Origin of the sequence: Gemmobacter serpentinus (assembly GCF_008973825.1) — a bacterium.
Lineage (GTDB): Bacteria > Pseudomonadota > Alphaproteobacteria > Rhodobacterales > Rhodobacteraceae > Gemmobacter > Gemmobacter serpentinus.
Genome location: NZ_WCHR01000057.1, coordinates 1 through 24,246, shown reverse-complemented (window position 1 = coordinate 24,246; position 24,246 = coordinate 1). Strand labels below are relative to the sequence as shown.

General features: G+C 63.0%; 24 protein-coding genes and 2 pseudogenes. 9 read left to right on the top strand and 17 right to left on the bottom strand.

Going from position 1 to position 24,246, the window contains the following annotated elements; all coding sequences use genetic code 11:
- Window positions 1-4,296: strawberry notch family protein (locus GBJ34_RS20085; RefSeq protein ID WP_151720954.1), on the bottom strand; the 4,296-nt coding region annotated here is incomplete at its 3' end.
- Between the two features lie 177 nt (window positions 4,297-4,473).
- Between GBJ34_RS20085 and GBJ34_RS20080 the strand changes: the two genes are divergently transcribed.
- From GBJ34_RS20080 to GBJ34_RS20070, 3 genes are all read left to right on the top strand, one after another.
- Window positions 4,474-4,770 (top strand): hypothetical protein, encoded by a 297-nt coding sequence (locus GBJ34_RS20080; RefSeq protein WP_151720953.1) that lies wholly within the window; start codon window positions 4,474-4,476, stop codon window positions 4,768-4,770.
- 84 nt (window positions 4,771-4,854) lie between these two features.
- Window positions 4,855-5,118 carry a hypothetical protein gene (locus GBJ34_RS20075; RefSeq protein ID WP_151720952.1) on the top strand — a complete coding sequence of 88 codons (264 nt, stop codon included), beginning with the start codon at window positions 4,855-4,857 and terminating at the stop codon, window positions 5,116-5,118.
- Window positions 5,119-5,808, top strand: a complete 690-nt coding sequence (locus GBJ34_RS20070) for a nucleotidyl transferase AbiEii/AbiGii toxin family protein (RefSeq protein WP_226341307.1) — start codon at window positions 5,119-5,121, stop codon at window positions 5,806-5,808. It abuts the gene before it with no gap.
- Here GBJ34_RS20070 and GBJ34_RS20065 read toward each other — a convergent pair.
- From GBJ34_RS20065 to GBJ34_RS20035, 7 genes and pseudogenes are all read right to left on the bottom strand, one after another.
- Window positions 5,780-6,424, bottom strand: coding sequence for an antitoxin of toxin-antitoxin stability system (locus GBJ34_RS20065; protein ID WP_151720951.1), 645 nt, complete (start codon window positions 6,422-6,424; stop codon window positions 5,780-5,782). The genes GBJ34_RS20070 and GBJ34_RS20065 overlap by 29 nt on opposite strands.
- Window positions 6,417-6,839, bottom strand: coding sequence for a hypothetical protein (locus GBJ34_RS20060; RefSeq protein WP_151720950.1), 423 nt, complete (start codon window positions 6,837-6,839; stop codon window positions 6,417-6,419). The genes GBJ34_RS20065 and GBJ34_RS20060 overlap by 8 nt, the downstream gene beginning before the upstream one ends.
- Window positions 6,840-6,911: 72 nt before the next feature.
- Entirely contained in the window at window positions 6,912-7,106 is a 195-nt protein-coding gene (locus GBJ34_RS20055; RefSeq protein WP_151720949.1) for a hypothetical protein, read from the bottom strand.
- 1 nt (window position 7,107) lies between these two features.
- Window positions 7,108-7,485 carry a DUF6915 family protein gene (locus tag GBJ34_RS20050; protein WP_151720948.1) on the bottom strand — a complete coding sequence of 126 codons (378 nt, stop codon included), beginning with the start codon at window positions 7,483-7,485 and terminating at the stop codon, window positions 7,108-7,110.
- 10 nt (window positions 7,486-7,495) lie between these two features.
- Entirely contained in the window at window positions 7,496-7,987 is a 492-nt protein-coding gene (locus GBJ34_RS20045) for a DUF6878 family protein (protein ID WP_151720947.1), read from the bottom strand.
- Window positions 7,988-8,087: 100 nt separating this feature from the next.
- A complete protein-coding gene (locus GBJ34_RS20040) occupies window positions 8,088-8,606 on the bottom strand; it encodes a DNA repair protein RadC (protein ID WP_151720946.1) in 519 nt (172 codons plus the stop codon).
- A gap of 108 nt (window positions 8,607-8,714) precedes the next feature.
- Window positions 8,715-9,047, bottom strand: a pseudogene (locus tag GBJ34_RS20035) (JAB domain-containing protein); the annotation flags it as partial.
- A gap of 165 nt (window positions 9,048-9,212) precedes the next feature.
- On the opposite strand from GBJ34_RS20035, the gene GBJ34_RS20030 reads away from it, so the two are divergent.
- From GBJ34_RS20030 to GBJ34_RS20020, 3 genes are read left to right on the top strand one after another with little or no spacing between them, the layout of a single operon-like run.
- Entirely contained in the window at window positions 9,213-10,427 is a 1,215-nt protein-coding gene (locus tag GBJ34_RS20030) for a site-specific integrase (protein ID WP_151720945.1), read from the top strand.
- Entirely contained in the window at window positions 10,424-11,344 is a 921-nt protein-coding gene (locus tag GBJ34_RS20025; protein ID WP_151720944.1) for a tyrosine-type recombinase/integrase, read from the top strand. The genes GBJ34_RS20030 and GBJ34_RS20025 overlap by 4 nt, the downstream gene beginning before the upstream one ends.
- Complete coding sequence (locus tag GBJ34_RS20020; protein WP_151720943.1) at window positions 11,341-12,330, top strand: tyrosine-type recombinase/integrase; 990 nt, start codon at window positions 11,341-11,343, stop codon at window positions 12,328-12,330. Before GBJ34_RS20025 ends, GBJ34_RS20020 begins: the two co-directional genes overlap by 4 nt.
- A gap of 81 nt (window positions 12,331-12,411) precedes the next feature.
- On the opposite strand, the pseudogene GBJ34_RS21165 reads toward GBJ34_RS20020, so the two are convergent.
- The 3 genes and pseudogenes from GBJ34_RS21165 to GBJ34_RS20005 all read right to left on the bottom strand — a co-directional run.
- Window positions 12,412-12,525: pseudogene (locus GBJ34_RS21165) on the bottom strand (DNA repair protein); the annotation flags it as partial.
- Window positions 12,526-12,647: 122 nt separating this feature from the next.
- Window positions 12,648-13,847 carry a DUF932 domain-containing protein gene (locus GBJ34_RS20010; protein ID WP_151720942.1) on the bottom strand — a complete coding sequence of 400 codons (1,200 nt, stop codon included), beginning with the start codon at window positions 13,845-13,847 and terminating at the stop codon, window positions 12,648-12,650.
- A gap of 259 nt (window positions 13,848-14,106) precedes the next feature.
- Window positions 14,107-14,826, bottom strand: coding sequence for a putative quinol monooxygenase (locus tag GBJ34_RS20005; RefSeq protein ID WP_151720941.1), 720 nt, complete (start codon window positions 14,824-14,826; stop codon window positions 14,107-14,109).
- Between the two features lie 156 nt (window positions 14,827-14,982).
- Here GBJ34_RS20005 and GBJ34_RS20000 point away from each other — a divergent pair, with 156 nt between their 5' ends.
- Window positions 14,983-15,843, top strand: coding sequence for a LysR family transcriptional regulator (locus GBJ34_RS20000; protein WP_226341308.1), 861 nt, complete (start codon window positions 14,983-14,985; stop codon window positions 15,841-15,843).
- A 524-nt stretch (window positions 15,844-16,367) separates the two neighbouring features.
- Here GBJ34_RS20000 and GBJ34_RS19995 read toward each other — a convergent pair.
- From GBJ34_RS19995 to GBJ34_RS19975, 5 genes are all read right to left on the bottom strand, one after another.
- Window positions 16,368-17,504: an ABC transporter permease gene (locus tag GBJ34_RS19995; protein ID WP_151720939.1), complete on the bottom strand. Its 1,137-nt coding sequence runs from the start codon at window positions 17,502-17,504 to the stop codon at window positions 16,368-16,370.
- Window positions 17,501-18,652: an ABC transporter permease gene (locus GBJ34_RS19990; RefSeq protein WP_151720938.1), complete on the bottom strand. Its 1,152-nt coding sequence runs from the start codon at window positions 18,650-18,652 to the stop codon at window positions 17,501-17,503. Before GBJ34_RS19990 ends, GBJ34_RS19995 begins: the two co-directional genes overlap by 4 nt.
- Before the next feature lie 3 nt (window positions 18,653-18,655).
- The gene (locus GBJ34_RS19985; protein ID WP_151720937.1) at window positions 18,656-19,645 is read right to left on the bottom strand and encodes an HlyD family secretion protein; all 990 of its coding nucleotides are present in this window, start codon (window positions 19,643-19,645) and stop codon (window positions 18,656-18,658) included.
- A gap of 250 nt (window positions 19,646-19,895) precedes the next feature.
- Entirely contained in the window at window positions 19,896-20,528 is a 633-nt protein-coding gene (locus GBJ34_RS19980) for a tyrosine-type recombinase/integrase (protein ID WP_151720936.1), read from the bottom strand.
- A gap of 152 nt (window positions 20,529-20,680) precedes the next feature.
- Window positions 20,681-21,580, bottom strand: a complete 900-nt coding sequence (locus GBJ34_RS19975; protein ID WP_151720935.1) for a DMT family transporter — start codon at window positions 21,578-21,580, stop codon at window positions 20,681-20,683.
- Between the two features lie 165 nt (window positions 21,581-21,745).
- Here GBJ34_RS19975 and GBJ34_RS19970 point away from each other — a divergent pair, with 165 nt between their 5' ends.
- Entirely contained in the window at window positions 21,746-22,636 is an 891-nt protein-coding gene (locus tag GBJ34_RS19970) for a LysR family transcriptional regulator (RefSeq protein ID WP_151720934.1), read from the top strand.
- Window positions 22,637-22,769: 133 nt separating this feature from the next.
- Here GBJ34_RS19970 and GBJ34_RS19965 read toward each other — a convergent pair whose 3' ends face one another.
- Window positions 22,770-23,174, bottom strand: coding sequence for a single-stranded DNA-binding protein (locus GBJ34_RS19965; RefSeq protein WP_151720933.1), 405 nt, complete (start codon window positions 23,172-23,174; stop codon window positions 22,770-22,772).
- Between the two features lie 442 nt (window positions 23,175-23,616).
- Between GBJ34_RS19965 and GBJ34_RS19960 the strand changes: the two genes are divergently transcribed.
- Window positions 23,617-23,937 carry an H-NS histone family protein gene (locus GBJ34_RS19960; protein WP_151720932.1) on the top strand — a complete coding sequence of 107 codons (321 nt, stop codon included), beginning with the start codon at window positions 23,617-23,619 and terminating at the stop codon, window positions 23,935-23,937.
- Window positions 23,938-24,246 lie beyond the last annotated feature (309 nt).

Below are 24,246 nucleotides of genomic sequence, written 5' to 3'. Positions count from 1 at the left end.
ATCCGTCGGACAGAAGAGGCGCAGCTTCCAGGCGATGATTTCCGAGAAGAAGCCATCGGCTTTGAGGCGGTCTTTTTGCGCTTCCGTGAACCCGGAGAGCTCGATCCGGTTGACCCCCATGACGCGGGAACGGTGCAACTCCATTCCTTCCGCCAGCCGCACCACGGTCTTGCCCTCAAGAACGAGGGCATGGACCTGCGCTGCACTGAGCTTCGGCGCGTCATCTGCCAGCGTGGTCGCAACCCAGGCGGGCGAGACACGGCGGCCGATGATGCGTTGGCCGTCATCGGTTTGCAGCCGGTAGACACGGGTTTCGTCCTGGGGCAGTTGTTTCCAGATCGGCAGTAGAAGGCCAGCCACGATGTGCAGCGTAGTTTCCGAGAACTCCGGCATCTCAGCCAGTTCATCGGTCCAGGCGGCGGCGAAGGCCGCGCGGTCGGCCTCGAGCCAGTTTGTGTCCTCCATCATCTTGGCCGGGACTGTGCTGGCCTCGGTGGGGCGGATCAGACGCAGGCGGGGTTCGATGGTGCCGTCGTCCAGCATCAGGCTGGTGGCGGCCACCTGCACCGCGGCGCGGCCCGAGCGGCTGTTGACCAGGAGCCGCGCCTTCGGGTCATCAAGCCAGTCCAGCGCATCCGCGAGCGCGGTCGGCGTGTTGCGGCGCTTTTCTGCGATGGTCAGAAGCTGGGTTTCGGCGCCGGAGCCGGGATGGGCGTAGATCACCCGCGCATCCGTGACGCGGAAGCTCTCGGCGCGCAGCGTCTCCAGCCCGAGGTCGTAAACCCCGGCGGCGATAGCCCCTTCGATCCGCTGCGCCAAGAGCTCTTCGAAGGCTGTAAACAGGATGCCCTGCATCGCAATCGTCAGCGCCAGTAGGCGATTGAGGAAAGTCGTGATCGGGGGCAGATCGTCCTTCAGACCGTTGTCATCGGTCAGACTGAGGCCCGTCGCATCCTCAAATGCGCCGAGCGAGCAGCCCGCCACATCGCCGCGATAGATGCGGCGGTAAAGCTGGCGCAAGGCATCGCGGGCATAAGCGCTTTCGAGGTTGTCCTCAGGCCGGAAGAGCCCCTGCCCTCCGGTCTGGCGCTGGCCGCGTGTGATCGCCCCGAGCGTGTCGAGGCGGCGGGCGATGGTCGATAGGAACCGCTTTTCCGCCTTCACATCCGTGGCCACGGGCCGGAACAGGGATGGTTGCGCCTGATTGGTCCGGTTGGTGCGACCAAGGCCCTGGATCGCGGCATCGGCCTTCCAGCCGGGTTCCAGCAGGTAATGGACGCGCAGGCGCTGGTTCTTGGCGCCGAGGTCAGCGTGATAACTGCGCCCCGTGCCACCGGCATCAGAGAAGATCAGGATGCGCTTCTGGTCGTCCATGAAGGCGGCGGTCTCGGACAGGTTGGCCGAGCCGGCACGGCTTTCGACGACGAGCCGGGCGGCATGACCTTCGCCCTTCCTGACGATGCGGCGCGACCGGCCCGTCACCTCGGCCACGAGGTCGGTGCCGAAGCGTTGGACGATTTGGTCGAGCGCCCCCGGCACTGGCGGCAATGACGCCAGTTTCTCGATTAGCGCGTCGCGCCTGCGGGCGGCTTCGCGGCATTCGACCGGTTGGCCGTCACGGAACACGGGCCGCGACGACAGATTGCCCTCACTGTCGGTGCAAGGCTCATAGAGTTGCACCGGGAAGGAATGGGCGAGGTAGTCGAGGACGTATTCCCGAGGCGTGATGTCGACGCGGATGTCGTTCCATTCGTCGGTCGGGATCTCCGACAGGCGGCGCTCCATCAGCGCTTCGCCGGTTGAGACGATCTGGATGACGGCGGCATATCCGGCCGCCAGATCGGCCTCGATGGACGCGATCAGCGTGGGGGTCTTCATCGACGTCAGAAGGTGACCGAAGAAACGCTGCTTGGCGCTCTCGAAGGCCGAGCGCGCAGCGGATTTGGCTTGCCGGTTCAGCGTGCCGTTCTCTCCTGTGATGTTGGCGGCCTCCATGGCGGCGGTGAGGTTGTTGTGGATGATGGCGAAAGCCCCGGCATAGGCATCGTAGATGCCGCGCTGCTCCGGGGTCAGCGCATGTTCCAGCATCTCGTATTCGACGCCGTCATAGGACAGCGAGCGGGCAGTGTAGAGGCCGAGGGACCGCAGGTCGCGGGCAAGGACCTCCATCGCCGCAACCCCGCCTGCCTCGATGGCTTCGACGAACTCCGCCCGCGTCGCGAAGGGGAAATCTTCGCCACCCCAGAGGCCAAGCCGCTGTGCATAGGCGAGGTTGTGAACCGAGGTCGCTCCGGTGGCTGAGACATAGACCACGCGCGCATTCGGTAGCTTGTGCTGCAGGCGCAGGCCTGCCCTGCCCTGCTGCGAGGCCTCGGCATCGCCGCGCTCGCCCTTCGAGCCGGCGGCATTGGCCATCGCGTGGCTTTCATCGAAGATGATGACACCATCGAAGTCGGCCCCGAGCCAGCCCGCGATCTGGTCGACGCGGGATTTCTTGGCCCCGCGTTCTTCCGAGCGAAGTGTGGCGTAGGTGGTGAAGAGGATGCCCTCAGAAAGCGGGATGTCGCGGCCTTGCGCGAAACGCGACAGTGGCGTGACCAGCAGCCGCTCCTGACCGAGAGCTGACCAGTCGCGCTGTGCGTCTTCCAAGAGCTTGTCGCTTTTTGACACCCAAAGGGCCTTGCGTCGGCCTTTGCACCAATTGTCGAGCAGCACGCCAGCCGACTGGCGGCCCTTGCCCGCGCCGGTGCCGTCGCCAAGGAAGAATCCGCGGCGGAAGCGGATGGCGTTAGCGGCATTTTCCGGCGCGGCCGAAACCATGTCGCCGGTCTCATCGACGGTCCAGGATCCCGCGAGATACGCGCCGTGCGCTTCACCAGCGTAGATCACGGTCTCGAGCTGCGCGTCGGAGAGCAGGCCACAGCACTTGACGGCAGCGGGCAGTTTCGGGCGGTAGCTGGGTTTCGGGGGCGCGACCGAGGCCATGGCTGCCGATTGCACCAGCTTGGTCGGATGCGGTTCCGCCCCGGGGATGGTGATCGCCTGCAGGCGGAAGGTCTCATAAATGGCATCCGACAGGCGCGCGGTATCATCGTTTTCGCGCCCCTCGCGCAGGGTGTAGGCGAGGTCTTCGGCCTCGACCTTAGCGATGGCTTGCGCGGGTTGGGCCGCAGAAGTCGCACGAGAAATTCCGATGGCCTTGCGTGTGGAGGGGGCAGAGTTTCCCGGGAAGAGGGGAAAACGGCTCTGACTAGCCGTTGCGGTCTGATCCGACTCAAAGCGTGGCGGAACGTCAGCGGTGATCCGGGCGAGGAGATGCGCTACATCCGGAGACATTGGCTGATGCAGGTCAGCGGTGACGCCACCCATCTCGCCACCACGGCATTTGTCGAAGACAGAAATCCGGGTCTCGAAAGTGGTGCCATGCTTGGCGAAAGCCGCCCCCAACACTGCGCCGGTGAAGACGAGATGTGCGGTTTCGGTCAGGCGGGCGAAGGTCTCGGCCCAGGCCGGGGCATGTGGCGCGAAATTCGCACCCGTGATGGCGACCAGCCGCCCACCAGGGGCCAGCCGGGCAAGCGCCGAGCGCAGATGCCGGGCCGTGGCCTCGGTCGTCCGACCATCGACGTTGGCCACAGCCGAGAACGGAGGGTTCATCAGGATGACGCTGGGGCGAAGCCCCGTGTCGAGATGATCGTCGATCTGCGCGGCGTCAAAGCGGGTGACCGGGCGGCCCGGGAACAGCAGGCGCAAAAGGTCAGCGCGGGTGTCGGCCAATTCGTTCAGTGCAAGGCAGCCGCCCGCGATCTCAGCCAGGATCCCCAGAAGGCCGGTCCCAGCCGAGGGCTCGAGGACCAGGTCGTGGGGCGTGATCTGTGCGGCGGCGAGCGCCGCGAGTCCCATAGGCAGCGGCGTCGAGAATTGCTGGAAGCGCTCCATCTCCTCCGAGCGTCGGGTATGCGTGGGCAAGAGGCCCGACACCTTGGCGAGGATCGGAAGGAGCCCAACAGGCGAGCCAACCCGGGCCAGCAGCCCGCGTCCGAATTTCCGCAAGAAGAGGATCAGCGCCACCTCGCCCGCCTCATAGGCCAGTTTCCAATCCCAAGCGCCCATCGCATCGGAGCCGCCAAAGGCACGCTCCATCTCCAGCCGCAGGCGCAGCGCGTCGATCTGAAAACCCTGCGCCAGATCCGGCTGCAGGGCATCGGCCACGGCAAGGATCCCGGTCGCAGGATCAGTCAGAACAGAAACAGCGACCGGCGTCAGCACGGTCGGGATCAGCGGTTGAAACGTCATCGGAACACCTCAGGTTAAGGAAAATGGCAGAGCCGAAGGCGCTCTCGCGCAGCCTTCCTGCTCCCCCTGCCCCATCCTGCCTCTGCCTCTCGGATCTCAATCCTTGGCAGAGCGGTGGTTGATTTTGTTCGCGTTATGTTCTATATATGAACACCAAACAGCAAAGGAGTTTCTCCGATGGAAGACACCAGTTTTGCAGTACCCGTCACGCCCAAGCAGATCGCCTATGCGCGGTCGCTGGCGCTCAAGAACCAGACGCTGCTGCCTTGGGAGGTACAGCAGGATCGGCGGGCCTTGAGTTCCTGGATCGATGCGCAGGCCAGGCTGAAGCCGGTCTCAGCCCTCGACCAGCTGCCGTCCTCTAAGCAGGTCGCCTTTGCCGAGCGCCTTGCCCGGATCAAGCGCCGCGCTGTTCCGGACGAGTGTTTCCGAGACAAGGGCCTGATGTCGAAGTGGATCGACGGGAACAGGTGAAAACCAGCGCTGACGGGGCTTTATTGCTTTGTTGAGGTACATCGACTACATTGACGGAATAGAAATCTGCACAGAGTTGATGCCATGGCCTCGGTTGCCGCAAAGGTGATGTCGACAGTCAGCGCGCCCTACGGCGTGCTGGTGACGGCTGCGCAGCTTGCCGAGAAACTCGCCGATATCAAAAGTGCCGATTCCTACGACTGCAGTGTGTTCGCCTTCCTGTCCGAAGTGTCGCCCAAACTGCAGCAATCGTTCATCGACGAGATGGGTGTGAGCAAGGATGCGGTCACCCAAGTGGCCAAGAAATTCTCCGTCCTCGCCGGATTTCAGCTGCCGCTTGCGGTCTGAATGAATACGCCTCTGCCGAGCCGCTGGCCTGAGCTTTTCGACATGGCAATGGCAATCATCGATCAGGCCAATGCCCAGGGCATCGGGATGAACAGCTGGAGCTTTGGCGGCGGCACAGCACTTATGCTGCAAATCAACCATCGCGAAAGTCACGACATCGACCTCTTCATCGAGGATGCCCAGTATCTCCCCTACCTGAACCCCGAAACGCAAGACTACGATCTGGCGCTTGCGCCAAGCGACTACGAAACCGATGGCACCCGCGCTTTGAAGATCGTGTTCGAGGGCGTCGGTGAGATCGATTTTATTTGCTGCGACCCGGTCACTGAAACGCCCTTCACCAAAGCTGAAATTCGCGGGCGAAATGTCAGGCTCGAGACACCCGCTGAAATTCTGGCTAAAAAAGTGGTCTTTCGGGGTTCGCAACTTCAGCCCCGGGACATGTTCGACATCGCCGCCGTCGCCCAAGCCATAGGCACCGACTATGTCGTTGAGGCATGTTCCAGGTTTCCTGATGCCTGTCGGGAGGCGCTGCGGGTCACCGAAAACATGAACCCGAAGCTTGTTGAAGCGGTAACCGAGAAATTGCTGGTATCCGAAGGATTTCTTGGCCTTCAGGGCCGCGCGCAGATGATTGCGACAGAAATCTTGACCGCAGCCATCACCCGAAGCGCCGCCCTCCTTCAGTGAAGGTGTACTGGTTGACGATGATCCCCTCTTCGATTGCCTCGTCCGAGGTGAGGTGGTCGTATTCGGCCTGAAGCTGGCGGTAGAGCCATCGGGCCAAGCCGCGCAGCGCCTCGGTCACTATCTCCTCGGCGTCTTCGGTCGGCGGCTGCCAAGTCGGGCTGTCGCGCGTGACGTCCACCGACATGGTGTATTCGTGATAGTAGCGGCCACGGTGACTGACCTCGGCGGCGAGCTGGTAGAAGTTTCGCCGCTGGATGGCTTGCAGCAGGTCGGCGATATCATGCAGCGTCGCATCCGTCGGGGCATAGTCCCGGATGCTGGCGGCGGCACCTCTGCTGTGAGACCAATAGCACTCGTACGCCGCCCCATCGCCCTGACTCCAGAACCCGGAGAACCAGATGCAGGGTTTCTGTCTTGTCCCGCCGCCCATCAGGCGGACGGGCGTGGTCTTCAAACGAATGCCGAGGATTTCACAGACCCGCTCGAAATCCTCGTAGACCGCGTCCCACCAATCGTCATGGGGCCCGAGTTCGCGATACCAGCTGCGCGCCTTCTCCTTAGCGGTGTCGGAAAGTTCGGGGAACTGATAAACGGTGGTACAGATGACTTCAGGCATCGAAGTCCTCCCCGCGGAGCGCGGCCTCAAGCCATTCATGCGTGCTGGTCCAGCCGATGGATTTTCGCTTTCCGAGGTCAATGACATGCGCTCCACCGCCGAAGGCGTCCAATCGGGGCCGGGAACAGGTGTAAGCGACTTCGAACCCCCAAAGACCAGTGAGCTCGATCTCTTCCGCTAGGAACAGCACGAAGCGTATGACGCCTTCGATATCGCTTTCCCCCTCATCGTCATGGAACCAGAGGATTGAGCTTTCGGGACCGTCCTGCTGCGACATTTCAAAGCCCGAATATGCCGGATCGTCCGATCCTTCCTCGTCGAGATGCAGGCGGGTCAGAAGATCGAGCGCCGCGATAGCTTTTTCGGGGGAACCCACGTCAAGAACGCAGGAAAAGTGGGTGAAATAGTCGGCCATAGTACCTCCAGAAATGAGAAGGCCCGGCCAGAGGGCCGGGCGGATTGGAAAATGCAGGTCGAGGAACGCCAATCACTCACAGGCGACTTGCGCTCGAACCTGAGCCTTTGCATGGGCCTGCAAGAGCTCGCGGTAGTAGCGTTTGCGCGCCGCGCGCCAGCTGCGGACGGCCAGCGTGTCGGGATGCAGGCGAGAGATGGCAACGCGCAACATCGCGAGCGGCGTGATCCGAGGCGAGACGCCAAGATTGAGGTAAGCCCGGCTCATGTCAGCGGACCTCCAGGACCGGCGGCGCCAGTTGCGGATCGACCAGCGCCTCGATCTTCTCCGTGCGGCCCATCCAGGGTTCTGGCCGGATCGCCTTGACCCAATCCGTGAAGCTCGGAATGAAGCCAAGATCCTCGCGGACATGCTGCTCGCCCACCCATCGGGTCGGAATGATCCTGCCGGTCGACAGCGTGATCGTCGGCCCGAAGACTATCTCGGAAAGCCAGACTCCCGCCGCATGATGAAACATGGCTCTGTGGCGAAAGTCCGCAGAATGGGCTTTCGAGCTGTCGTACCAGGCGTGGATCGACTGGTAGTCGTCAACGGTGCCGCCCCATTTTTTCACCGAAGACAGGGCGTGGTGGTAAGGATGTGCCATCGCCGCCCCCTCAGAATTCGTGGGTGAAGAGTTCGGACGACGTGAACCGTTCGTTGAACTCGAGATGGATGCAGCTGGCAGAGGCGTCGAAACAGAACTCGCCATAAGCGCCGTCGTTGTTTTCCCAGCCGCCGTGAGTGTCGTCGAGCAAATCGTAGGCAATCTGCTCGACGACGTCGGCAAGCGACAACTGCCGCATTTCGACCGCCGGGCTGTCCCAGGTGATCGCGGCATAGGGGATTTCGACGGCGGGGAACTCCACAGCGGCATCACCCGCCCAAGCGGAGATGCTTTCGATCTGACCACTGTCACCCTCGCCATCAAAGGTCACGGTGACATGGGTGATGCCAGCGGTGGACAGCGCATCAAACAGGCGCTCCTTGTTGGCAGGGCGCAGTTCGGCCTCGCGGTCGGCTTGCTTGAGTTGGGCCGCAAACACCGAGGCGAAGTCGATCGTGGACGGCGGCATTGGCGCCGGGAGGCTGGGTTCAGCTTGTGTCATGAAATTCTCCGGAAATGGGGGAAGGGTCGGAGCCGGCCGGGCGATCTCCTTCAACCTGCAAAACTCGCAAGACCCCCTGCCCTCCTCTGTCTCTGGGACCTCACGCCGCGATCTGCAGGGCCCGCGCGACGAAGGCGCGCCACAGCGGATCGACGAGGCGGGCGTCAAGAAGATCGGCGTGGTGACGCAGGCGCTGCGCCTGATCGGTCTCGCTCCAGTCCGCTGCGCGCCCTGCCTGCGCGCGAAGCTGGCTCGCCTCACTGACGACGGCACGCGCCTCGGCAGCGCTCATCACTGGATGGCACCACGCGACGGCGCCATCACAGGCCGCACCTGCGAGAACCAGACGGTCATCTCGGTCGAGGATCGCCAGAAGCTGCGGGGCCGCATCCGGTGCGACCTCTTCGGCATGGCGGATTGCCCCGCGCATGGCCTCGGCCAATGTCGCGAAACGATCAAGGACAGCGGCGGCGGTCTCGGCCGACATCAGTGCTGCAGCCGTGTGGCGCGACAGCGTCAGCGCGAAGGGAAGACTCGGATCCGACGCGGCATTCTGCAGGCCATGCGTGAAGCCATGGGTGCGCGAAGTCGGCTGAACTGGAAGAGAGAGGTCGAACATGGGATGATCTCCGACGGCGCGGGAAGCCGCTCTCCCCGCCTCGACCGTCAAAGACCAAACTGCCGCCCTCTTCCTCGAAGGGGCGGCAGGGATAGGTCCGAGGACGGATCAGATCTTGCCCAGCCCCCGCAGGCTCAGCTCGGTCCCTGCCCCGACGATGATGTGATCATGCAGCGTCAGGCCGAGATATTTGCAGCCTTTCTGGATCTCTTTGGTCATGCTGAGGTCAGCTTCCGACGGTGTGGGATCGCCTGACGGGTGATTGTGGATCAGGATCAGCGCGCTGGCATTCAGCATCAGCGCCTGCTTGATCACCTCACGCGGGTAGACCGGAACGTGGTCGACCGTGCCGACCGACATGAGCGCGTCCGTGATGACGCGGTTCTTGCGGTCGAGATAGAGGACGTGGAACTGCTCGACCGGTCCGCGAACGGCCAAGGCATTATGCCGAAGTCTGCATAATGCGTTTTATGCCGAGGCCGAGATTATCCCGATGTTGGCCACTAAGTGTTTAAATTCCCTCGAGGCTTTTGCATCGTAGTTGGCATAATCCTTGGGACTGAAGCTGGTAGCGTCTTCTCGTTCACGTCGAAACGAGGAGATATCATGGCGATCGAACCGAAAAAGAAACGGAGTGCGAACCCGGTCACGGCCCTTTCTAATGGCCTCGAAGAGGATTTGCAGAGGCGGGGCTACGGGGTCGGCACGATCTGGAAGCAACGCAGGCTATTCAATGACCTGCTCATTTGGTTGGAGGGCCAACAGCTCGCGATGGCCGATTTGACGGTGGCCAAAGTAGACCGGTTCATGGCCGACCGCCGTGCTGCCGGCGTCCGCAAGCTGAAGACGCGCAAAGCACTGGGTGCCATTCTGGTCTATCTGCGTGGGTTGGGGCTGGTACCACCCGCCGAAAACCCCGTTGAAGACGGCCCCGCTGGTGAAATCCTGGAGCGGTACAGGCGGTTCCTGGCAGTTGAACGCGGGCTGACAGCTGCGGCGATCCTTCGATATGTCGATTGCCTGCGTCCGTTCCTTGATCGACAGACGAGAGATGGCAATCTCGATCTTGCCAGCCTGACCGCTTCTGATGTCACCTCCTTCGTGGTGGCTTGGTGTCCCGCTGTGAATTCCGGTGTCGCGAAGTTGACCGTCACGGCACTGCGATCTTTCTGCGGGTTTCTCCATCTCGAGGGCGTTTTGATGCGCTCGCTTGTCCCGGCAGTACCGACGGTCACATATCGCCACCAGGCCGGACTGCCCAAGGGGCTCGAACCCGAAGAGGTGCGGCGCATTCTCACATCTTGCGATACCGCCTCGGACAATGGCGTCCGCGACTTGGCGATCCTGACCCTTCTTGTTCGGCTCGGCCTGCGGAGGTGCGAGGTCTCCAGACTAGGGCTTGACGATATTGACTGGCGTGCGGGCACGATCTGCGTGCATGGCAAAGGAAACTGTCTTGAACGACTACCCCTTCCCGTGGACGTAGGTCACTATCTGGCTCAGTATCTACGTCACGCGCGACCAGCGAAGGCGCGGGGCAGGACCGTATTCGTCCGACACTTCGCACCTTATAACGCGCTCAGCGAGTCTCGGGTCAGTACCATCGTGGCGGATGCCGCGCGACGGGCAGGCGTCGGGCGGGTGCACGCGCATCGCCTGCGCCATACCGCGGCGACGCAACTGCTGCGTGCTGGCGCATCTTTGCCGGAAGTCGGGCAAGTCTTGCGGCATCGCCGTGCGCAAACTACGGCGATATATGCCAAGGTCGACCACGATACCCTGCGCGTGATCGCACGCCCCTGGCCGGAGGATGCGCAATGAGCCATCTGCGCAAAGTCCTGGCCGACTATCTGAGCATGCGGCGCGCCTTGGGCTACAAGATGGACCAGGTCGAGCGACGTCTCCGCCAGTTTATTGCCTTCGCAGAGGATCATGGCGAGACCCATGTCCGGACCGTGACGGCGCTGGCCTGGGCAACGCTTCCTCCTGGCGCTGATCCGATCTGGACCCACGCGCGACTGGCCGATGTGCGCATCTTCGCCCGGCACCTGCATTCGCTCGACGATGTGAGCGAAGTGCCGCCAGACGATCTTCTTCCGGCGCGGAGAAGGCGCACAACGCCCTATCTCTACACACCGCAGGAGGTGGCCGACTTGATGCGCGCCACGGATATCCTGCCCAAGACACACGTTCAGGCAACCTACCGGGTGCTGGTCGGCTTGCTGGCTGTGACTGGTATGCGGATTGGCGAGGCGATCGGCCTCGACTGCGACGACCTCGACTTGGGCGGCGCAATAGCGACGATCCGGAAGGGCAAATTTGGCAAGGCGCGGGCATTGCCGTTGCACCCGACGACAGTCGCTGTCTTGCAAAACTACCTGCTTCGAGCTGATCGTCCGGGTCCTTCCGGCGCGCCGGTTCTTCTGAGTAGTTCAACGGGCAAGCGGCTGCGCTACAGTCACGTGCAGCCAACTTTCCAGAAACTGCTGCATCATTGCGGGATTGTTCCACGTTCGGCAACCTGCCGACCCCGGATTCACGATCTAAGGCATAGCTTCGCCGTCAGCACCATCGCCGAGGGGTACCGGTCAGGTGATCCCGGCTCCCGTCTCGCAACGCTCGCCACCTACCTCGGTCATGTCGATCCTAAGCACACCTACTGGTACTTGTCGGCAGCGCCCGAATTGCTTGGCCTGGCTGGTGACATGCTTGAGCGCCACCTTGCGGGTGACGCATGACTGGGCTCGCAACGACACTGCAGGCGTTCTTCACTGACCGCCTCGTCCGCCAGCGTCAGGTCAGCACCAACACGATCCAAGCCTATCGCGACACTCTGCGCTTGCTTCTGGTCTTCGCTTCGGAACGACAAGGCAAGTCACCGGTCAGGCTCGACATCGACGATCTTGATGCGCCGCTGATCGGTGCCTTCCTCGATCATCTGGAGCGCGAACGGCAAAATGGTGTACGCACCCGAAACGCCCGGCTGGCCGCAATCCGTTCCCTGTTCCGCTATGCAGCCCTGCGCCATCCCGAACATGCCGCCACCATCGAACGCGTTCTCGCAATACCGCCGAAGCGCTTTGAGCGACGGCTGGTGACCTGGCTGACCGAGGCCGAGATCGATGCACTGCTGGCCGCCCCGGACCGGGCGACCTGGACCGGGCGGCGCGACACGGCGCTGTTCAGTCTTGCAGCCCAGACAGGACTGCGGGCGTCTGAACTAGTCGGGCTGACCCGTGCCGATGTTCAACTCGGAGCCGGTGCGCATGTCAGTTGCACCGGCAAAGGGCGAAAGCAGCGCATCACGCCGCTCACATCCGGCACCATCGCGGTCCTGAGGGCTTGGCTTGCCGAGCGGGCGGGACAGTCTGGCGACCCGCTATTCCCGACACAGACGGGACGCGCCCTTAGCCGCGATGCGCTTGAGCGCAGGCTGGCCAAATACGTTGCGGAAGCACAGGTCAAATGTCCAACAATGGCAAAGAAGCGCGTCTCCATGCATGTTCTGCGCCATTCTGCCGCCATGCGCCTCTTGCGCGCCGGGATCGACACCTCGGTGATCGCACTCTGGCTCGGCCACGAACAGATCGAAACCACCCAGATCTACCTGCACGCGGATTTGCAGATCAAGGAACGAGCCCTCGAAAGGACAGCCCCGATCACCATGAAGCCCGGCCGCTTCCGGCCGACTGACAATCTCCTCGCCTTCCTCGAGGCTCTCTGATTATGCCAACCCCTTCCCAGCGATCTCCGCCAGAAACAGCGATCTAGAAACCAACATCGGCATAATCTCCGCGTCGGCATAAACCGCACAATAGTCCAACACTGCCTGCCAACTGCCCAAGACGGGATTTTGGCTAAGGTAACGGCCGAGGATTTCGCGGGCCTCAAGGATGACGGTTGCTTCCTGGGGGGTCATGGGGGTCTCCGAAAAATGAAAACGCCGACGCCCCCTGCCCTGTCGAAGGGCGGGCCGTCGGCGCAATTATCAAAAGCAGACCGCCCAATGGGCTTGGGCGGTCAAGCGAACGACGCGCGGCCTCAGCCGACCCGGTCGAGGAGCTTCTTGGCGCGCCCTTCCATATCGAGGCGGGCGTCCTGCTGAGTCTTGTCGCGCGCGAGCCGCGTGATGCCCTGCACGAAGTCGAAGATGCTTTCGGGCGGGCGGCCTTCTTCCATCAGCACCTTCTCGATGATCTTGCCGGACTCGGCCTTCGAGAAGCCCCGCTTCCTCAAGAAGTCATCCCGGTCCTCGTCCGTCCGCGCCACAATCTGCTGCCGCGCCGCCTTGATGCCGTTCACGAAGCCCTGCGGCGAGGAATTTGCAAACCGTGTCAGCGCCGGGGCCGCCTCGTGGGCGAAGCGGGAGGCGGCGTATTTCGAGTGGCGGATCGTGATCTCCTGGAAATCTTCGACGCCCCAGAGGTTGCGGTTCTGGCAAACTGCCCGCAGGTAGAAGCTTGCCATGCCAAGGGTCTTAGCCCCGACCTCGGAATTCCAGCAATAAAAGCCCCGGAAGTAGAGATCGGGGGAGCCATCGGGCAGGCGCCCCGCCTCGATCGGGTTGTGATCGTCGACCAGGAACAAGAAGACATCACGGTCCGATGCATAGAGCGTGGTCGTGTCACGGCTGATCTCGACATCGGGGTTGTAGACCCCGGTCGACCAGTCGAGCACCCCCGGCACCTTCCAGCGCGTGTCACCCGTGCCATTGCCCGCGATGCGTTGCACCGCCTCGACCAGCTCGTGGTCGTGGATGCGGCCATAGTCCGGACCGGTGACCGCGCGCAGTTCGGTGCGACCATCCTCGGTCTCGAAGGTCTTCACCTGCTCGGCGCGGTGGTTGGTCAGGCCGTATTGCAGATTGATCCCCGCCAGCGGCGCGGGCAGTTGCCGCAGGTAGGAGGCAGGAGCGCCGACGATGCTGGCAAGCTGGCCGAACGCCCAGTGCGTGGGCGCGACCGGTTCTTGCGCTTTCGGCAGGACCAGGTGCAGCCGCTCGGGGTTGTCGCGCGCTGCCTCAACTCGGATGTCCGCCGTCTGAACCACACGGCTGCGGCTGCGCTCGGACCGGCCCTTCACCGATGCCCAGAGATCGTCGAGCGACAAATACCGCTCGTCATCCGGCCGGTTGAACCATTCGGACGAAACCCGCCCGTTCCGCTCACCCCGGCTCACATCCACCTTCCAGCCACCAGCCCGCGCCGGTGCGACCGGATCCAGAACTTCAACAACGCCCATCGGCAATCTCCCGCGACAGGCGCCGGGAGCCACTCTCCCGAGCCTCAACCCGTCAACGGAAAACCGGCACGGCTCTCACTCTCGGCAACGTAAGGGGCGGAAAGCGGACGGTCGCTGCGCAAAGGATGGAGGTCAGCAATGCGAACCAAGCGCTAATTCGCTGCAGTTGCTGGAACGACCGCTTCACGGTGAATCTAAATTCGTTCGGCAAAGCGCCTGATGCGTTGCACCAGGCGCCTCTTGTTCCTGTCACATCGCGTTACTTGATGGCGAGGATGTCGAAGTTGTGGACGTTAGCGACCACACCGTCGTCCCACCCGCCAGCGACCAACTCCGCTGCCCGTTCGTTCAGCAGCCCGGCGACTTGACCGGCAAAGTGTGCTTCACGGCCAGCATTGTTGGCGAAGATGTCGAAGATTGCGAAGGATGTTTCGTCAATCTGCAGCGCCGCCCAGAACAATGTGCCGGGTTCGGTTTCTCCGACGATGGGACCAGCTGCGGTCAGCAAGGCTGCCAGTTCCGGCCCTTTGCCGGGTGCTGCTTCGAGCGTGATGTACGTGGCTGTCGTGGCCGAGTAGAGATCAACCGGTTCCTTCACCGACAGGACATCGGAATTGTTGATATTCGCGACAACACCATCGTCCCAGCCCCCGGCGACCAGCGCGTCGGCATTTTGGTTCAAAGCCGCGGCCACAGCGCCGGAGAAATGCGCATTGCGCGCTTCTTCATCCACGAAGATATCAAAGATCGCGAGCGTATCTTCGGCTTGCAAGGCAAACCAAAGCACGGTGCCTGGTTCGGTGTCCGCGACAATCGGGGCGGCTCCGGCCAGAAATTCGGCGAATGCTTCGGTCTGGCCTTCAGCGGCGGGCATGGCGATGTAGCTGGCAGTGTGATTTTCCATTGGGGTTTCCTGTGCGAGTGCAGATGTCGTGATCAAGGCCAAAGCGGCAAGTGTCTTGAGAATTTGGGCTTTCATGGTCGCCTCCTGATCGACAGGTCGTCGTGGTTGGTTTCGATGCACCCTTTTCCCATGCCGAATGCCTCGGGCACCAATCCCGAACTTCTATTCTTTGATAGACATGTGCTATGGTGAACCTCATGGCGGAAAGTGACGGAGACTGTGGCAGTGGAGATGAACCAGATCAGGTATTTTTTGGCTGTCTGCCAGCATCGCAACTTCACCCATGCCGCTAGCGCCTCAAATGTTTCCCAACCGTCCTTGACGACCGCGATCAAGAAGCTTGAACACGAGCTCGGGGGTGATCTGTTTGTCAGGGACCGCGCGGGATGCAGGTTGACGGCACTCGGAAAACTCATGCAGCCAAGGCTACAGAAAGCGCATGACGAAACCCAGGCAGCTAAGGCAGAAGCCGTCCGCCACACGCGACTAGAGCGGGTTCCTATTTCTGTCGGAGTTGGCGAAACGATCGGTCACAACCAGATTTCGGCCGCCTTGGGACGCTTCCGTACACGATTGCCGCAAGCCGAAATAGAGTTGATCGTGGCGTCTGCCTCCAAGCTTCTGGCAGGATTGCGAAAGGGTGAATTTGACGTCGTTGTCACGGCGACGACGGTCAGTGAAGACCTCTATCGAATAGACCAGCTCTATGACGAGTCCTACAAAGTTGTGGTGTCCAAGTCGCACCCGTTGTCTGAACGAGACGCTATTCCTCTTTCGACACTCGCTGAAACTGACATGCTCGATCGACCCAATTGCGAAATGCGGGATGCGTTGCATGGGGCATGTGCAGACCAAGGTCTCGAACTCTACGCGGCCTATCGGTCAAATCGTGTGGATTGGTTAGTCGAACTCGCGCGGCAGGGATTAGGCGCGGTGATTTTGCCAACCACGGCAATTCCAGCAGACAGGGGCCTCGTTTCGATACCCATCGACGGCCTTGAAATTTCGCGAACTGTTTCTGCTCTTCGTTATCGGCACCAAACGACGAGACCAGAGACAAATGATCTGATCCGTGAGATTGCGCGTGTGTAGGCGGAGTATCATTGATGGCCGACATTCGCGCATAGTGCAGTAACTGGTACTTTGGGCTCCAAGTGGACCTTCGTTGCAAAGACGTCGAACGGCGGGTCTGGGCCGGCGGTGCGCCAGGACGAGGCGCGGCGGCAGCGGTCTCCAGCATGCGACGCGCCGCAACGTGAACAGGCCATCATCCAGGTTGTTCAGGCCACAGCAAACACGGGCGCAGCAATAACAGACGGGCCGGACCAGCGCCTCGAAACCGAGTTTCGTCGTCCTGCCCTCCGCCAAGCATCGGCCGCTGCGCCGGCGCTCCTCGAACGCAAGTGCCGCCAACCCGGCACTCAATCAGCCGCACCGACGTTTTCCGAGGGTCGCGGCGTCGACGTTCAATCTCACGGATCATTCCGAAGCACGTCTGATCTGCGACCTGCCCATTGCCGTGCGTCCGCTCCATCCTACGGACTGACGTTCAGCCGGAACGTGCCGTTCATCCAAGATGCGGCCCCATCGGAACCGGCTGCCCCATACGGCGACGGTCAATCACCTGCGGGTGTCGCGCTTGCCACGCGGCGGGTCTCGACCGCCAGGACGATGAGGCCCAGCCCGGCCGCCAGCGCCCAGAGATGCCACAGGATGGGCGCGATCTGCGGCAGGCTCGCGCCCATCTGCGTCACCCGCACCAGCCCGTCGATCGCCGCGGTGGACGGGATCAGCTGCGCCAGCGCATTCAGGTGCGCGGGGATCGCCTCGACCGGCCAAGCGAAGCCCGACAGGAAGAAGAAGGGCAGCCCCATCGCCAGCAGCACGACCTGCACGACCTCGGCCCGTCGGAACAGCGCCGCGACCAGCTGCGCCAGAAAGCCGGCGGCCAGCAGGAAGGGCAGGCCCAGCATGATCAACGACCCGGGCCCCCCAAGGATCGGCAGCCCGTAAAGCACCGGCAGCACGATCAGGTAGATCGGCAGCAGCCCCAAATAGATCGCCAGCCAAGCCCCCGCCTGTCCCAGCAGCCGCCAGACCGGGCGCCCCGGCAGCGGTCCCCGCCGTGTCGCCGCCAGCGCCAGCCCCATCATCATCGTCTGCTGCAGGATCAGCACGAAGGCCGCGGGCAGCACATAGGTCGCGTAGCCCGCGGCGGGATTGAACAGCGGCACCTCGATCTGGTTGGCCGGGCTGACCTGCGCGGCGGCGACGGCGCGGGGCGTGCCTTGCGCGATCAGGCGCCCGGCCTCGATCTCGGCGCCCATCTGGCGCAGGGGGACGGCGGCGCCCTGCATCACGCGCTGATACATCAGGAAATAGCTGGCATCGGCATAGAGGGCGACCGGGCTCTGATCACCGCGCAGCAGGGCGCGTTCGAACCCGTCCGGGATCAGCATGACGCCATAGGCGCGGCGTTGATGGACCAGCCGGGTGGCCTCGGCCATGTCAAGGGCCGCGTAGGCGAGGGCGACGGCCTCGGAGGCATCGACCCGGCGCGCCAGATCCGCCGAGGCCGTGCTGCGGTCCTGATCGACCAGCACCACGGGCACGTCGCGCAGCAGCTCGGCCCGGTAGGGCAGCGGATAGATCAGCGCATAAATCACCAGTGCCAGAAGGACGATCATCCGCACCTGCCGGTCGCCGAGGATGGCGCGCAGCTCGGCCCGGAAGGCAGTCGCCAGAGCGCTCATGCGGCAACCTCCTGCCGGGCCAGGCGCGAGAGTTGCAACAGGATCAGCGCCGCCAGCACGCCTGCGATCACCGCCAGCCACAGGACGGACATCGCGGATATGTCCAGGGGCGTCGCCCGCAGCGACTGGTCGATGCGCAGCTGCACATACCAGGTGCCGGGAATGGCCGCGCCCCAGGCCTGGGCCAGCGTCGACATCGCCTCGCGCGGAAAGCCCAGCCCCATGAAGCCGAAGGCCGGGGCGGTGATGATCGCGATCAGGCTGGCGGCCCGGCCCATGTCGCGACTGAGGACGAAGGCCAGCGCGCCGATCATCTGGCAGGCCAGCACGAACAGGACCGCTCCCAGGGCCATCAGCCACAGCGATCCGCGCAGGGGCACCGCCAGCCAGCCATAGAGCGCCACGTCCGACAGGCCCAGGATCAGCAGGAAGATGATCGTATAGGGCAGGATCTTGCCCAGCATGGCGGGCAGGATGCCTCCCGCCATGCGCATCAGCACGCGGGGATGCCGCCCCGGCCCGAAATCCAGCGAGACCGCATAGGCGGTCGCCGCGGCGGCGATGATCTGCAGCACCGTGGGGATCAGCGCCGCCAGCAGGAAATGCACGTAGTCGAAGGCCGGATTGAACAGCGCATGGGCCTGCATCGGAATGGGCTGCAGGCTGACCATGGCCTGCACGGGCGCCTCGCCCCGGCCCTGGCGCACCGACAGGCGCAGCCCGGCCAGTGCCGTTTCGATGGCGTTGCGGGCACCCCGCGCGACCAGCGATCCGGCGCTCATGTGCTGGTTGTCGTAGAAGGTCACGATCTCGGGACGCTCGCCCCGGGTGATGTCGCGTTCCAGGTTCGGCGGCATCAGCACCGCGCCGCGCACCGCGCCCGACACGATCAGCGACCGCGCCTCGGAGAGGTCGGATGCGCGATGGGTCACGGTCAACTCGGGCGCGGCGTCCAGCATCCGCGCGACGGCGCGCGACAGGTCGGACCGATCGAGGTCGATCACCGCCACCGCCATGCCCGTGGGAATCCCTGCGCGAAAGATGCCGCCCAGCACCAGCAGCATGATCAGCGGCAGCACCACGACCAGCCCCGCCAGCGCCGGGCGGCGCGGCAGCAAGCGGAACTCCCGCGCCATGACCGCCAGCATGGCCTAGCGGTCCAGCTGGATCAGGGCCGACATGCCGGGGCGCAGACGCTCCAGCGGCTGGACCGGGCGGGCGCGCAGCTCGAAGCTGCGCAGGTCGAAATCGCCCGTCGCGCGGGTGGCGCGCCAGCTGGCGAACTGGCCCTGCACGTTGATCAGCGTGATCTCGGCCTCGGTCTCGACATCCAGCGCGGGGATGCGGACGGTCAGCCGGTCGCCTACGGCCAGCCCCGCCAGCAGATCCTCGCGCAGGTTGAATGTGAACCAGGCCTGGTCCAGATCGACGATGGTGAACAGGGGCGCGCCGGGGCCGACATTCTCTCCCAGCTCGATCATGCGGCCCGAGATCTCGCCGGACATCGGCGCGAAGATCTCTAGCTCGTCCAGATCGGCCTGGCGTTGGGCCAGCGCGGCCTCGGCTTGGGCGACCTGGGCGCGCGCGACCTCGCGTTCCTCGGGCGAGGCACCGGTGCGGGCCAGGTCCAGCTGCGCCTCGGCGGCCTCGACCCGGCCTGCGGCGGCGTCGAGGTTGCGCGTCGACTGGTCCAGCGCCGCCTGCGGGCGCAACCCCTGCTGCGACAGGCCGGTGTCGCGCCCCAGCTGTTCCTCGGCAAGGCGCAGATCGGCTTGGGCCGCGGCCAACTCGGCCTCGCGGGCGCGGATCACCTCGGGCCGGGTGGCGCCCGTGGCGGCCTCGGAGGCGCGGGCGACCTCGAGGCCGGAGGCGGCGGCCGCATGGGCGGTCACCAGTTGCGGGTTCGACAGCTTGGCAAGTCTTTGGCCCTCTTCGACGCGTTGGCCCAGATCGGCTCCAATCCCCGTGACGCGACCCGAGGTCCGGGCCGAGACATCGACACGCGGCGCCGCAACCTCGCCCTGGATCAGCAAGGGACCGGGGCGCGTCGCCCACCAGACCGCGGCGATCACCAGACCGGCCAGAAGGATCAGGACCGCAAAAGCCAGGACAGGTTTGCGGGGCTCGGAGGCTGGCTTCATGAGGTCGTTCCCTGATATTCAACTGGCGTCACGGTACGCATCGACCGCGCGGAGATCAACTTCATCATGCGCCCCGAAGCGTGAGGACGACTGTGATGCGAACGGCGGTCGGAGTCCCGCGCGAAGCAGACGCTTCCCTATAGGTCGCGTTGCGTATAACACAACGTCCGCTCTGGGAAAGCGGCGCCCGGAGCCGGCCGACCGTCCTCTTTGGGCCGACCGACGCAAGCTGTGCCGGTCGGCGGGATGTCTACAGGTCTATCCCCTCTGACAGGGACAACGCATCCTCGATGTCGACGCCGAGGTAGCGCACCGTGCTGTCCATCTTGGTGTGGCCCAGCAGTAGCTGGACTGCACGCAGGTTGCCGGTCTTCTTGTATATCTGCGCGACTTTGGTGCGTCGCATAGAATGCGTGCCGTAGGCGCTCGGTTCGAGGCCCAGCGACATCACCCAACCTCGAACGATCCGCGCATACTGTCGCGTGGACAGGTGCGGGCTGCCATGGATCCGGCTGGGCCACAGGAAATCGAGTCCAATCATTTCAGGGTCGCGGATCCAACGATCGAGCGACAGCCGGGTAGTTTCAGTGATCTCAAAGCGGACCGGCTTGCCGGTCTTGCTCTGGATCATTGAGGCACGTTCCTTGACCCGTCCAGCGGCAAACACGTCCCGGACCCGCAGCGCGACGAGGTCGCATCCGCGAAGCTTGCTGTCTACGGCCATGTTGAACAGCGCGAGGTCGCGCTGGTTGTCGGCCATTTCGAGGCGAACCCGGATGGACCAGACATGCCGCGGCAAGAGCGGGCGCTTCTGACCAATGATGCGGCCCTTGTTCCAGGCGACGCGAGCAGGACGAAGGGCGGGGAGAAGATCGTTGGGCATGAGTATACCTCCAGTCCACCGGGCCCACCCTTCTTCGGTCATGCCGACCACCTCAAGATACCACGTCTCGGACCGGGAGTGGGAGCGTCGGGCGGACAACTGACCTTCGTGGTGTTGCCAAGCAGCGTCTTCGCAGTTTTCGATTTTCAACGTTACGAACCATGACGCGACGTGAGCCAAACCCCAACGAGGGTCACCCCAAGGCCCGCGAACATCACCAATGTGAGCGGTTCGCCGAACAGGGCCCAGGCCCAGATCATTGTCACCGGCGGGCTGAGGTAGATCGCTGCGCTGACCTTAGCGACGGGAAACAGGCGGAGGCTGGTGTAATAGACCGCGTAAGTCATAAACGTGGCGATAAGAACCAGCCATGCCATGCCGATCGCAAAGCTGGTCGTCATTGGTGGTGCAAGACCATCGCCTGCAATCAATGCGCTGACGCCGAATAGAACTGCGCCAATTAAGGTCTGGATGCACAGCGCCTGATACCAGGGCATGCGCAGTTCCTCCCGCCCTTTGTGTAGGACTGAGGCCAGCGCGAAGATCAGCATCGAAGCCACGGTCAAGCCGTAAGCCCAAAGCGGGGCTGTTCCCAAGGTCAAGCTGTGGAACGATACGATTACCACCCCTGCCACCGCGATGACGGTGCCCACCCATTGCCGTCCCGCCAAGCGTTCGCCCAGAACGGGCTGCGACAACGCTGCGATGGCAAGGGGCAAAAGGTCCGAGATCAACGCGATCAGCCCGGTCGGAACGCGCTGTTCGATAGCAAGAGCAAAGCCGCCGAGATAGAAAAACACCGACAACACCCCGAACGCCATCTGGAACCCGACCGCACGCAAGCCAAGGCTCGGTCCGAAAGACAGAGCGAATGGCAGGAGGATCAGACCTGACAGGAGTGTGCGCCAGAACAGGAGAAGGAAAACACTGGCTTCTTCGTTCGCAAAGCGAATGCCCACGAAGCCGGAACTCCATCCGATCACAAGCAATACCGCCATCAGCGGCCAAAGAAGGGGATGCCGGATCCCGGACGTGGTGTTCAGCGTGGTCATACAGGATGCTTTCCGGTTCTATTCTTGGACGGGATACGCGGCGTGTCGGGCTTTTGGGCATGACAAATTTCGATGTGAAGATGAAAGGTTTGCGGTGCGTGTAATGATCGTTTGTGGCGGATCCCAATTACTGTAATAGAAAAGGCAGAGCCACCAAGAGGTCGCATGTCCGATCTGTCCACCCGCCGTCTTGATATCGACGCCTTGCGTGCGCTGCGTGCCATCCAGCAGCATGGGGGTGTGACCCGCGCCGCCGAGGCACTTGGGCTGACCCAATCCGCTGTCAGCCACAAGGTGAAGCGGCTGGAAACCAGCCTTGATTGCGACCTTCTCAGCCGTCGCGCAGGCGCACCGATGTTCACCAGCGCAGGGCAGGACCTTCTGGACTACGCCGCCCGCATCCTTGACCTTCATGACGAAGCGCTCCTCAGCCTTACCAAGACTGATCTTGCCGGTCGCATTCAACTGGGCTTGACCGAAGACACCACATGCACGGATCTGTCGCGCATCCTTGGTCGCTTCCACCGGCTGCATCCGCAGGTCGCGGTGCGGACCAAGGTCAGGATGAGCGTCGTCTTGCGCGGCATGTTGGACCGGGGCGAGCTGGACGCCGCCATCGTCCAGATTTTCGCGCATGAAGTGCGCCCGACCGATGTGGTCTTGTTCCGCGAAGGCCTGCACTGGGTGAAGCTTGCGGGATCGCCCCTTCCGGCTGATGCTCCGATTCCGTTCCTGTCTTTCGATGACAACTGCTTCTACCGCCATTGGGCGTTGGACATCGGACAGGATGACGGCGCGCTGCTCGAAACCGTGTTCGAGTGTTCCAGTGCCGCGGGGATCGTGGCGGGTGTCCTCGCCGGACTTGGCGTAGCTCTGCTGAGCGATCGCCACATCCGACCTGAAATGGAGATCATACGAACGCGCCTGCCGCCCCCGCCCGACCTCGCCTATGTCGTGCGCCGCGCCCGCAAGTCCCGCAATCCAGCCCTCGACAGTCTAATCGCCGAGGTAGAAGCCGAGGTCAGTCGATACGGCGGGCTATCGCTTGCAGTTTGATGCACGCTGACGACACTGCGTCGTCTTCGCCCCAGCCGTAGACGCTGCTGTCGTCGCCTTGAACGTCCGCAAAGGGCCGAGAGCAACCGAACCCGGCGGATTTCCCCGCCGGGCCTTGGGGAAACCCCGTTACTCAGAACGGGATCTCATCGTCGCGGTCGACCAGTTCGGGGTTTTCATTCTCGGTCGCCTTCGGGCGGCTCAGGAAGTCGACCTTCTCCGCGATGATCTCGCAGCCGTAGCGATCAACGCCGGTTGCGTCGGTCCACTTTGTGTAGTGGATACGGCCGTGGACGAGGACCTTCATGCCTTTTTCGCAGTGCTCGGCGACCGTCTTGCCGAGACCGTTGAAGCAGGTGATGCGGTGCCATTCGGTGTCCATGACCCGATAGCCGTTCTCGTCGCGCATCACGCGACCTTCCGAGAGGCGGGGGCGCGAGGTGGCGAGGGTGAAGTTGGTGATCTTCGTGCCGCCCTGGGTGGTGCGGACTTCGGGCTTTTGACCGATGTTGCCGGCGAGGATGACGATGTTCTGCATTTGGTAGCTCCTGTTTTTCCTGTCCCTGGGACCGTCCCTTCGACAAGACCCGAAAGAAGCCTGTCGGGTGAGGCGTGCACGGCTGGGCCATCAGACCAGACGGAAACCCCCAAAGGTCCGGGGTGGAGCGGGCAGGTGCCGCGTTTCCAAAGAAACGCTAGCCAACACGGCCCAGACTGACGCGGGGTTGCGCGCCAGAGACCGAACAGGCTTAGGGGATTGTCAGTCGAAGGGATGGCACCGGGGACAGGAGTGATCGGGGGCTCTTGCAGAACATGTCTTTCCCCGCCCTGATAAGACGGTAAGCCCGAAGTCCTTACCCCCATAGCGGCGGATCACCTCGCAGTCCCTTTGCTTGCCATTCGCGCCCAAGCCCGATCGGAGTTGCGAGCCCGCGCCGTGACGGCTATCCCAAGGACATCATTTTGGACACGAGGCACCCGTGACTGAATTCAACATCGAGGCAATGTCGCTCAAGGAGCTCAAAAGCCTGCAGAAGGATCTGGCCAAGGCTATTTCCACATTTGAGGACCGGCAGAAAAGCGATGCCCGCAGCAAGCTCGAGATCATTGCCAAAGAGATGGGCTATTCTCTTGCAGACCTGATTGGCACCGAGGTGAAACCCAGCCGTGCGCCCGCCGCCGCGAAGTACCGGCATCCAGAAAACGCGGCCCTCACCTGGTCAGGCCGGGGACGCAAGCCGCTGTGGTTTGTCGCAGCCTTAGAAGCAGGCAAATCGCCCGAGGACATGGCAGTCAACTAACCGCCTGTGCGTGACAGAGCAGTGGGGCGTTCGTGTTATAGAAATCCACTTTTGTGAACATGACGCCTCGGTCATGTTTGCAGAGCGCAGTTCTCCTAACATGAGAAAGCCCCCTTCTATGGTTGCCGCCCGTGATGCAAGTTGCTTTTGACGCTTCCTGAGGTGTGATCGAGTGCGGTCTTCTATCAGGCCTTTTGTGCGGCATTTCAGAAGCCGCTGGCCGGTATGGAGATCAGCGGATCGGGTCCAAATCTACCCTGCGAGCTTTCATACTCATGGGGGCGCACTGGTTTCCCCGACCCAGATCTG

Excerpts from the sequence above, each read along its gene's own strand:
- GBJ34_RS20075 (WP_151720952.1), top strand. The coding sequence starts at position 4,855 with ATGGCCTCGGTTGCCGCAAAGGTGATGTCGACAGTCAGCGCGCCCTAC.
- GBJ34_RS20065 (WP_151720951.1), bottom strand. The coding sequence starts at position 6,424 with ATGCCTGAAGTCATCTGTACCACCGTTTATCAGTTCCCCGAACTTTCC.
- GBJ34_RS20060 (WP_151720950.1), bottom strand. The coding sequence starts at position 6,839 with ATGGCCGACTATTTCACCCACTTTTCCTGCGTTCTTGACGTGGGTTCC.
- GBJ34_RS19965 (WP_151720933.1), bottom strand. The coding sequence starts at position 23,174 with ATGCAGAACATCGTCATCCTCGCCGGCAACATCGGTCAAAAGCCCGAA.
- GBJ34_RS19970 (WP_151720934.1), top strand. The coding sequence starts at position 21,746 with ATGTCCGATCTGTCCACCCGCCGTCTTGATATCGACGCCTTGCGTGCG.
- GBJ34_RS20025 (WP_151720944.1), top strand. The coding sequence starts at position 10,424 with ATGAGCCATCTGCGCAAAGTCCTGGCCGACTATCTGAGCATGCGGCGC.
- GBJ34_RS19990 (WP_151720938.1), bottom strand. The coding sequence starts at position 18,652 with ATGCTGGCGGTCATGGCGCGGGAGTTCCGCTTGCTGCCGCGCCGCCCG.
- GBJ34_RS20050 (WP_151720948.1), bottom strand. The coding sequence starts at position 7,485 with ATGGCACATCCTTACCACCACGCCCTGTCTTCGGTGAAAAAATGGGGC.
- GBJ34_RS19995 (WP_151720939.1), bottom strand. The coding sequence starts at position 17,504 with ATGAGCGCTCTGGCGACTGCCTTCCGGGCCGAGCTGCGCGCCATCCTC.
- GBJ34_RS19975 (WP_151720935.1), bottom strand. The coding sequence starts at position 21,580 with ATGACCACGCTGAACACCACGTCCGGGATCCGGCATCCCCTTCTTTGG.
- GBJ34_RS20010 (WP_151720942.1), bottom strand. The coding sequence starts at position 13,847 with ATGGGCGTTGTTGAAGTTCTGGATCCGGTCGCACCGGCGCGGGCTGGT.
- GBJ34_RS20070 (WP_226341307.1), top strand. The coding sequence starts at position 5,119 with ATGAATACGCCTCTGCCGAGCCGCTGGCCTGAGCTTTTCGACATGGCA.
- GBJ34_RS19985 (WP_151720937.1), bottom strand. The coding sequence starts at position 19,645 with ATGAAGCCAGCCTCCGAGCCCCGCAAACCTGTCCTGGCTTTTGCGGTC.
- GBJ34_RS20080 (WP_151720953.1), top strand. The coding sequence starts at position 4,474 with ATGGAAGACACCAGTTTTGCAGTACCCGTCACGCCCAAGCAGATCGCC.
- GBJ34_RS20020 (WP_151720943.1), top strand. The coding sequence starts at position 11,341 with ATGACTGGGCTCGCAACGACACTGCAGGCGTTCTTCACTGACCGCCTC.
- GBJ34_RS19980 (WP_151720936.1), bottom strand. The coding sequence starts at position 20,528 with ATGCCCAACGATCTTCTCCCCGCCCTTCGTCCTGCTCGCGTCGCCTGG.
- GBJ34_RS20040 (WP_151720946.1), bottom strand. The coding sequence starts at position 8,606 with ATGTTCGACCTCTCTCTTCCAGTTCAGCCGACTTCGCGCACCCATGGC.
- GBJ34_RS20055 (WP_151720949.1), bottom strand. The coding sequence starts at position 7,106 with ATGAGCCGGGCTTACCTCAATCTTGGCGTCTCGCCTCGGATCACGCCG.
- GBJ34_RS20000 (WP_226341308.1), top strand. The coding sequence starts at position 14,983 with ATGAACCAGATCAGGTATTTTTTGGCTGTCTGCCAGCATCGCAACTTC.
- GBJ34_RS20045 (WP_151720947.1), bottom strand. The coding sequence starts at position 7,987 with ATGACACAAGCTGAACCCAGCCTCCCGGCGCCAATGCCGCCGTCCACG.
- GBJ34_RS20030 (WP_151720945.1), top strand. The coding sequence starts at position 9,213 with ATGGCGATCGAACCGAAAAAGAAACGGAGTGCGAACCCGGTCACGGCC.
- GBJ34_RS20005 (WP_151720941.1), bottom strand. The coding sequence starts at position 14,826 with ATGAAAGCCCAAATTCTCAAGACACTTGCCGCTTTGGCCTTGATCACG.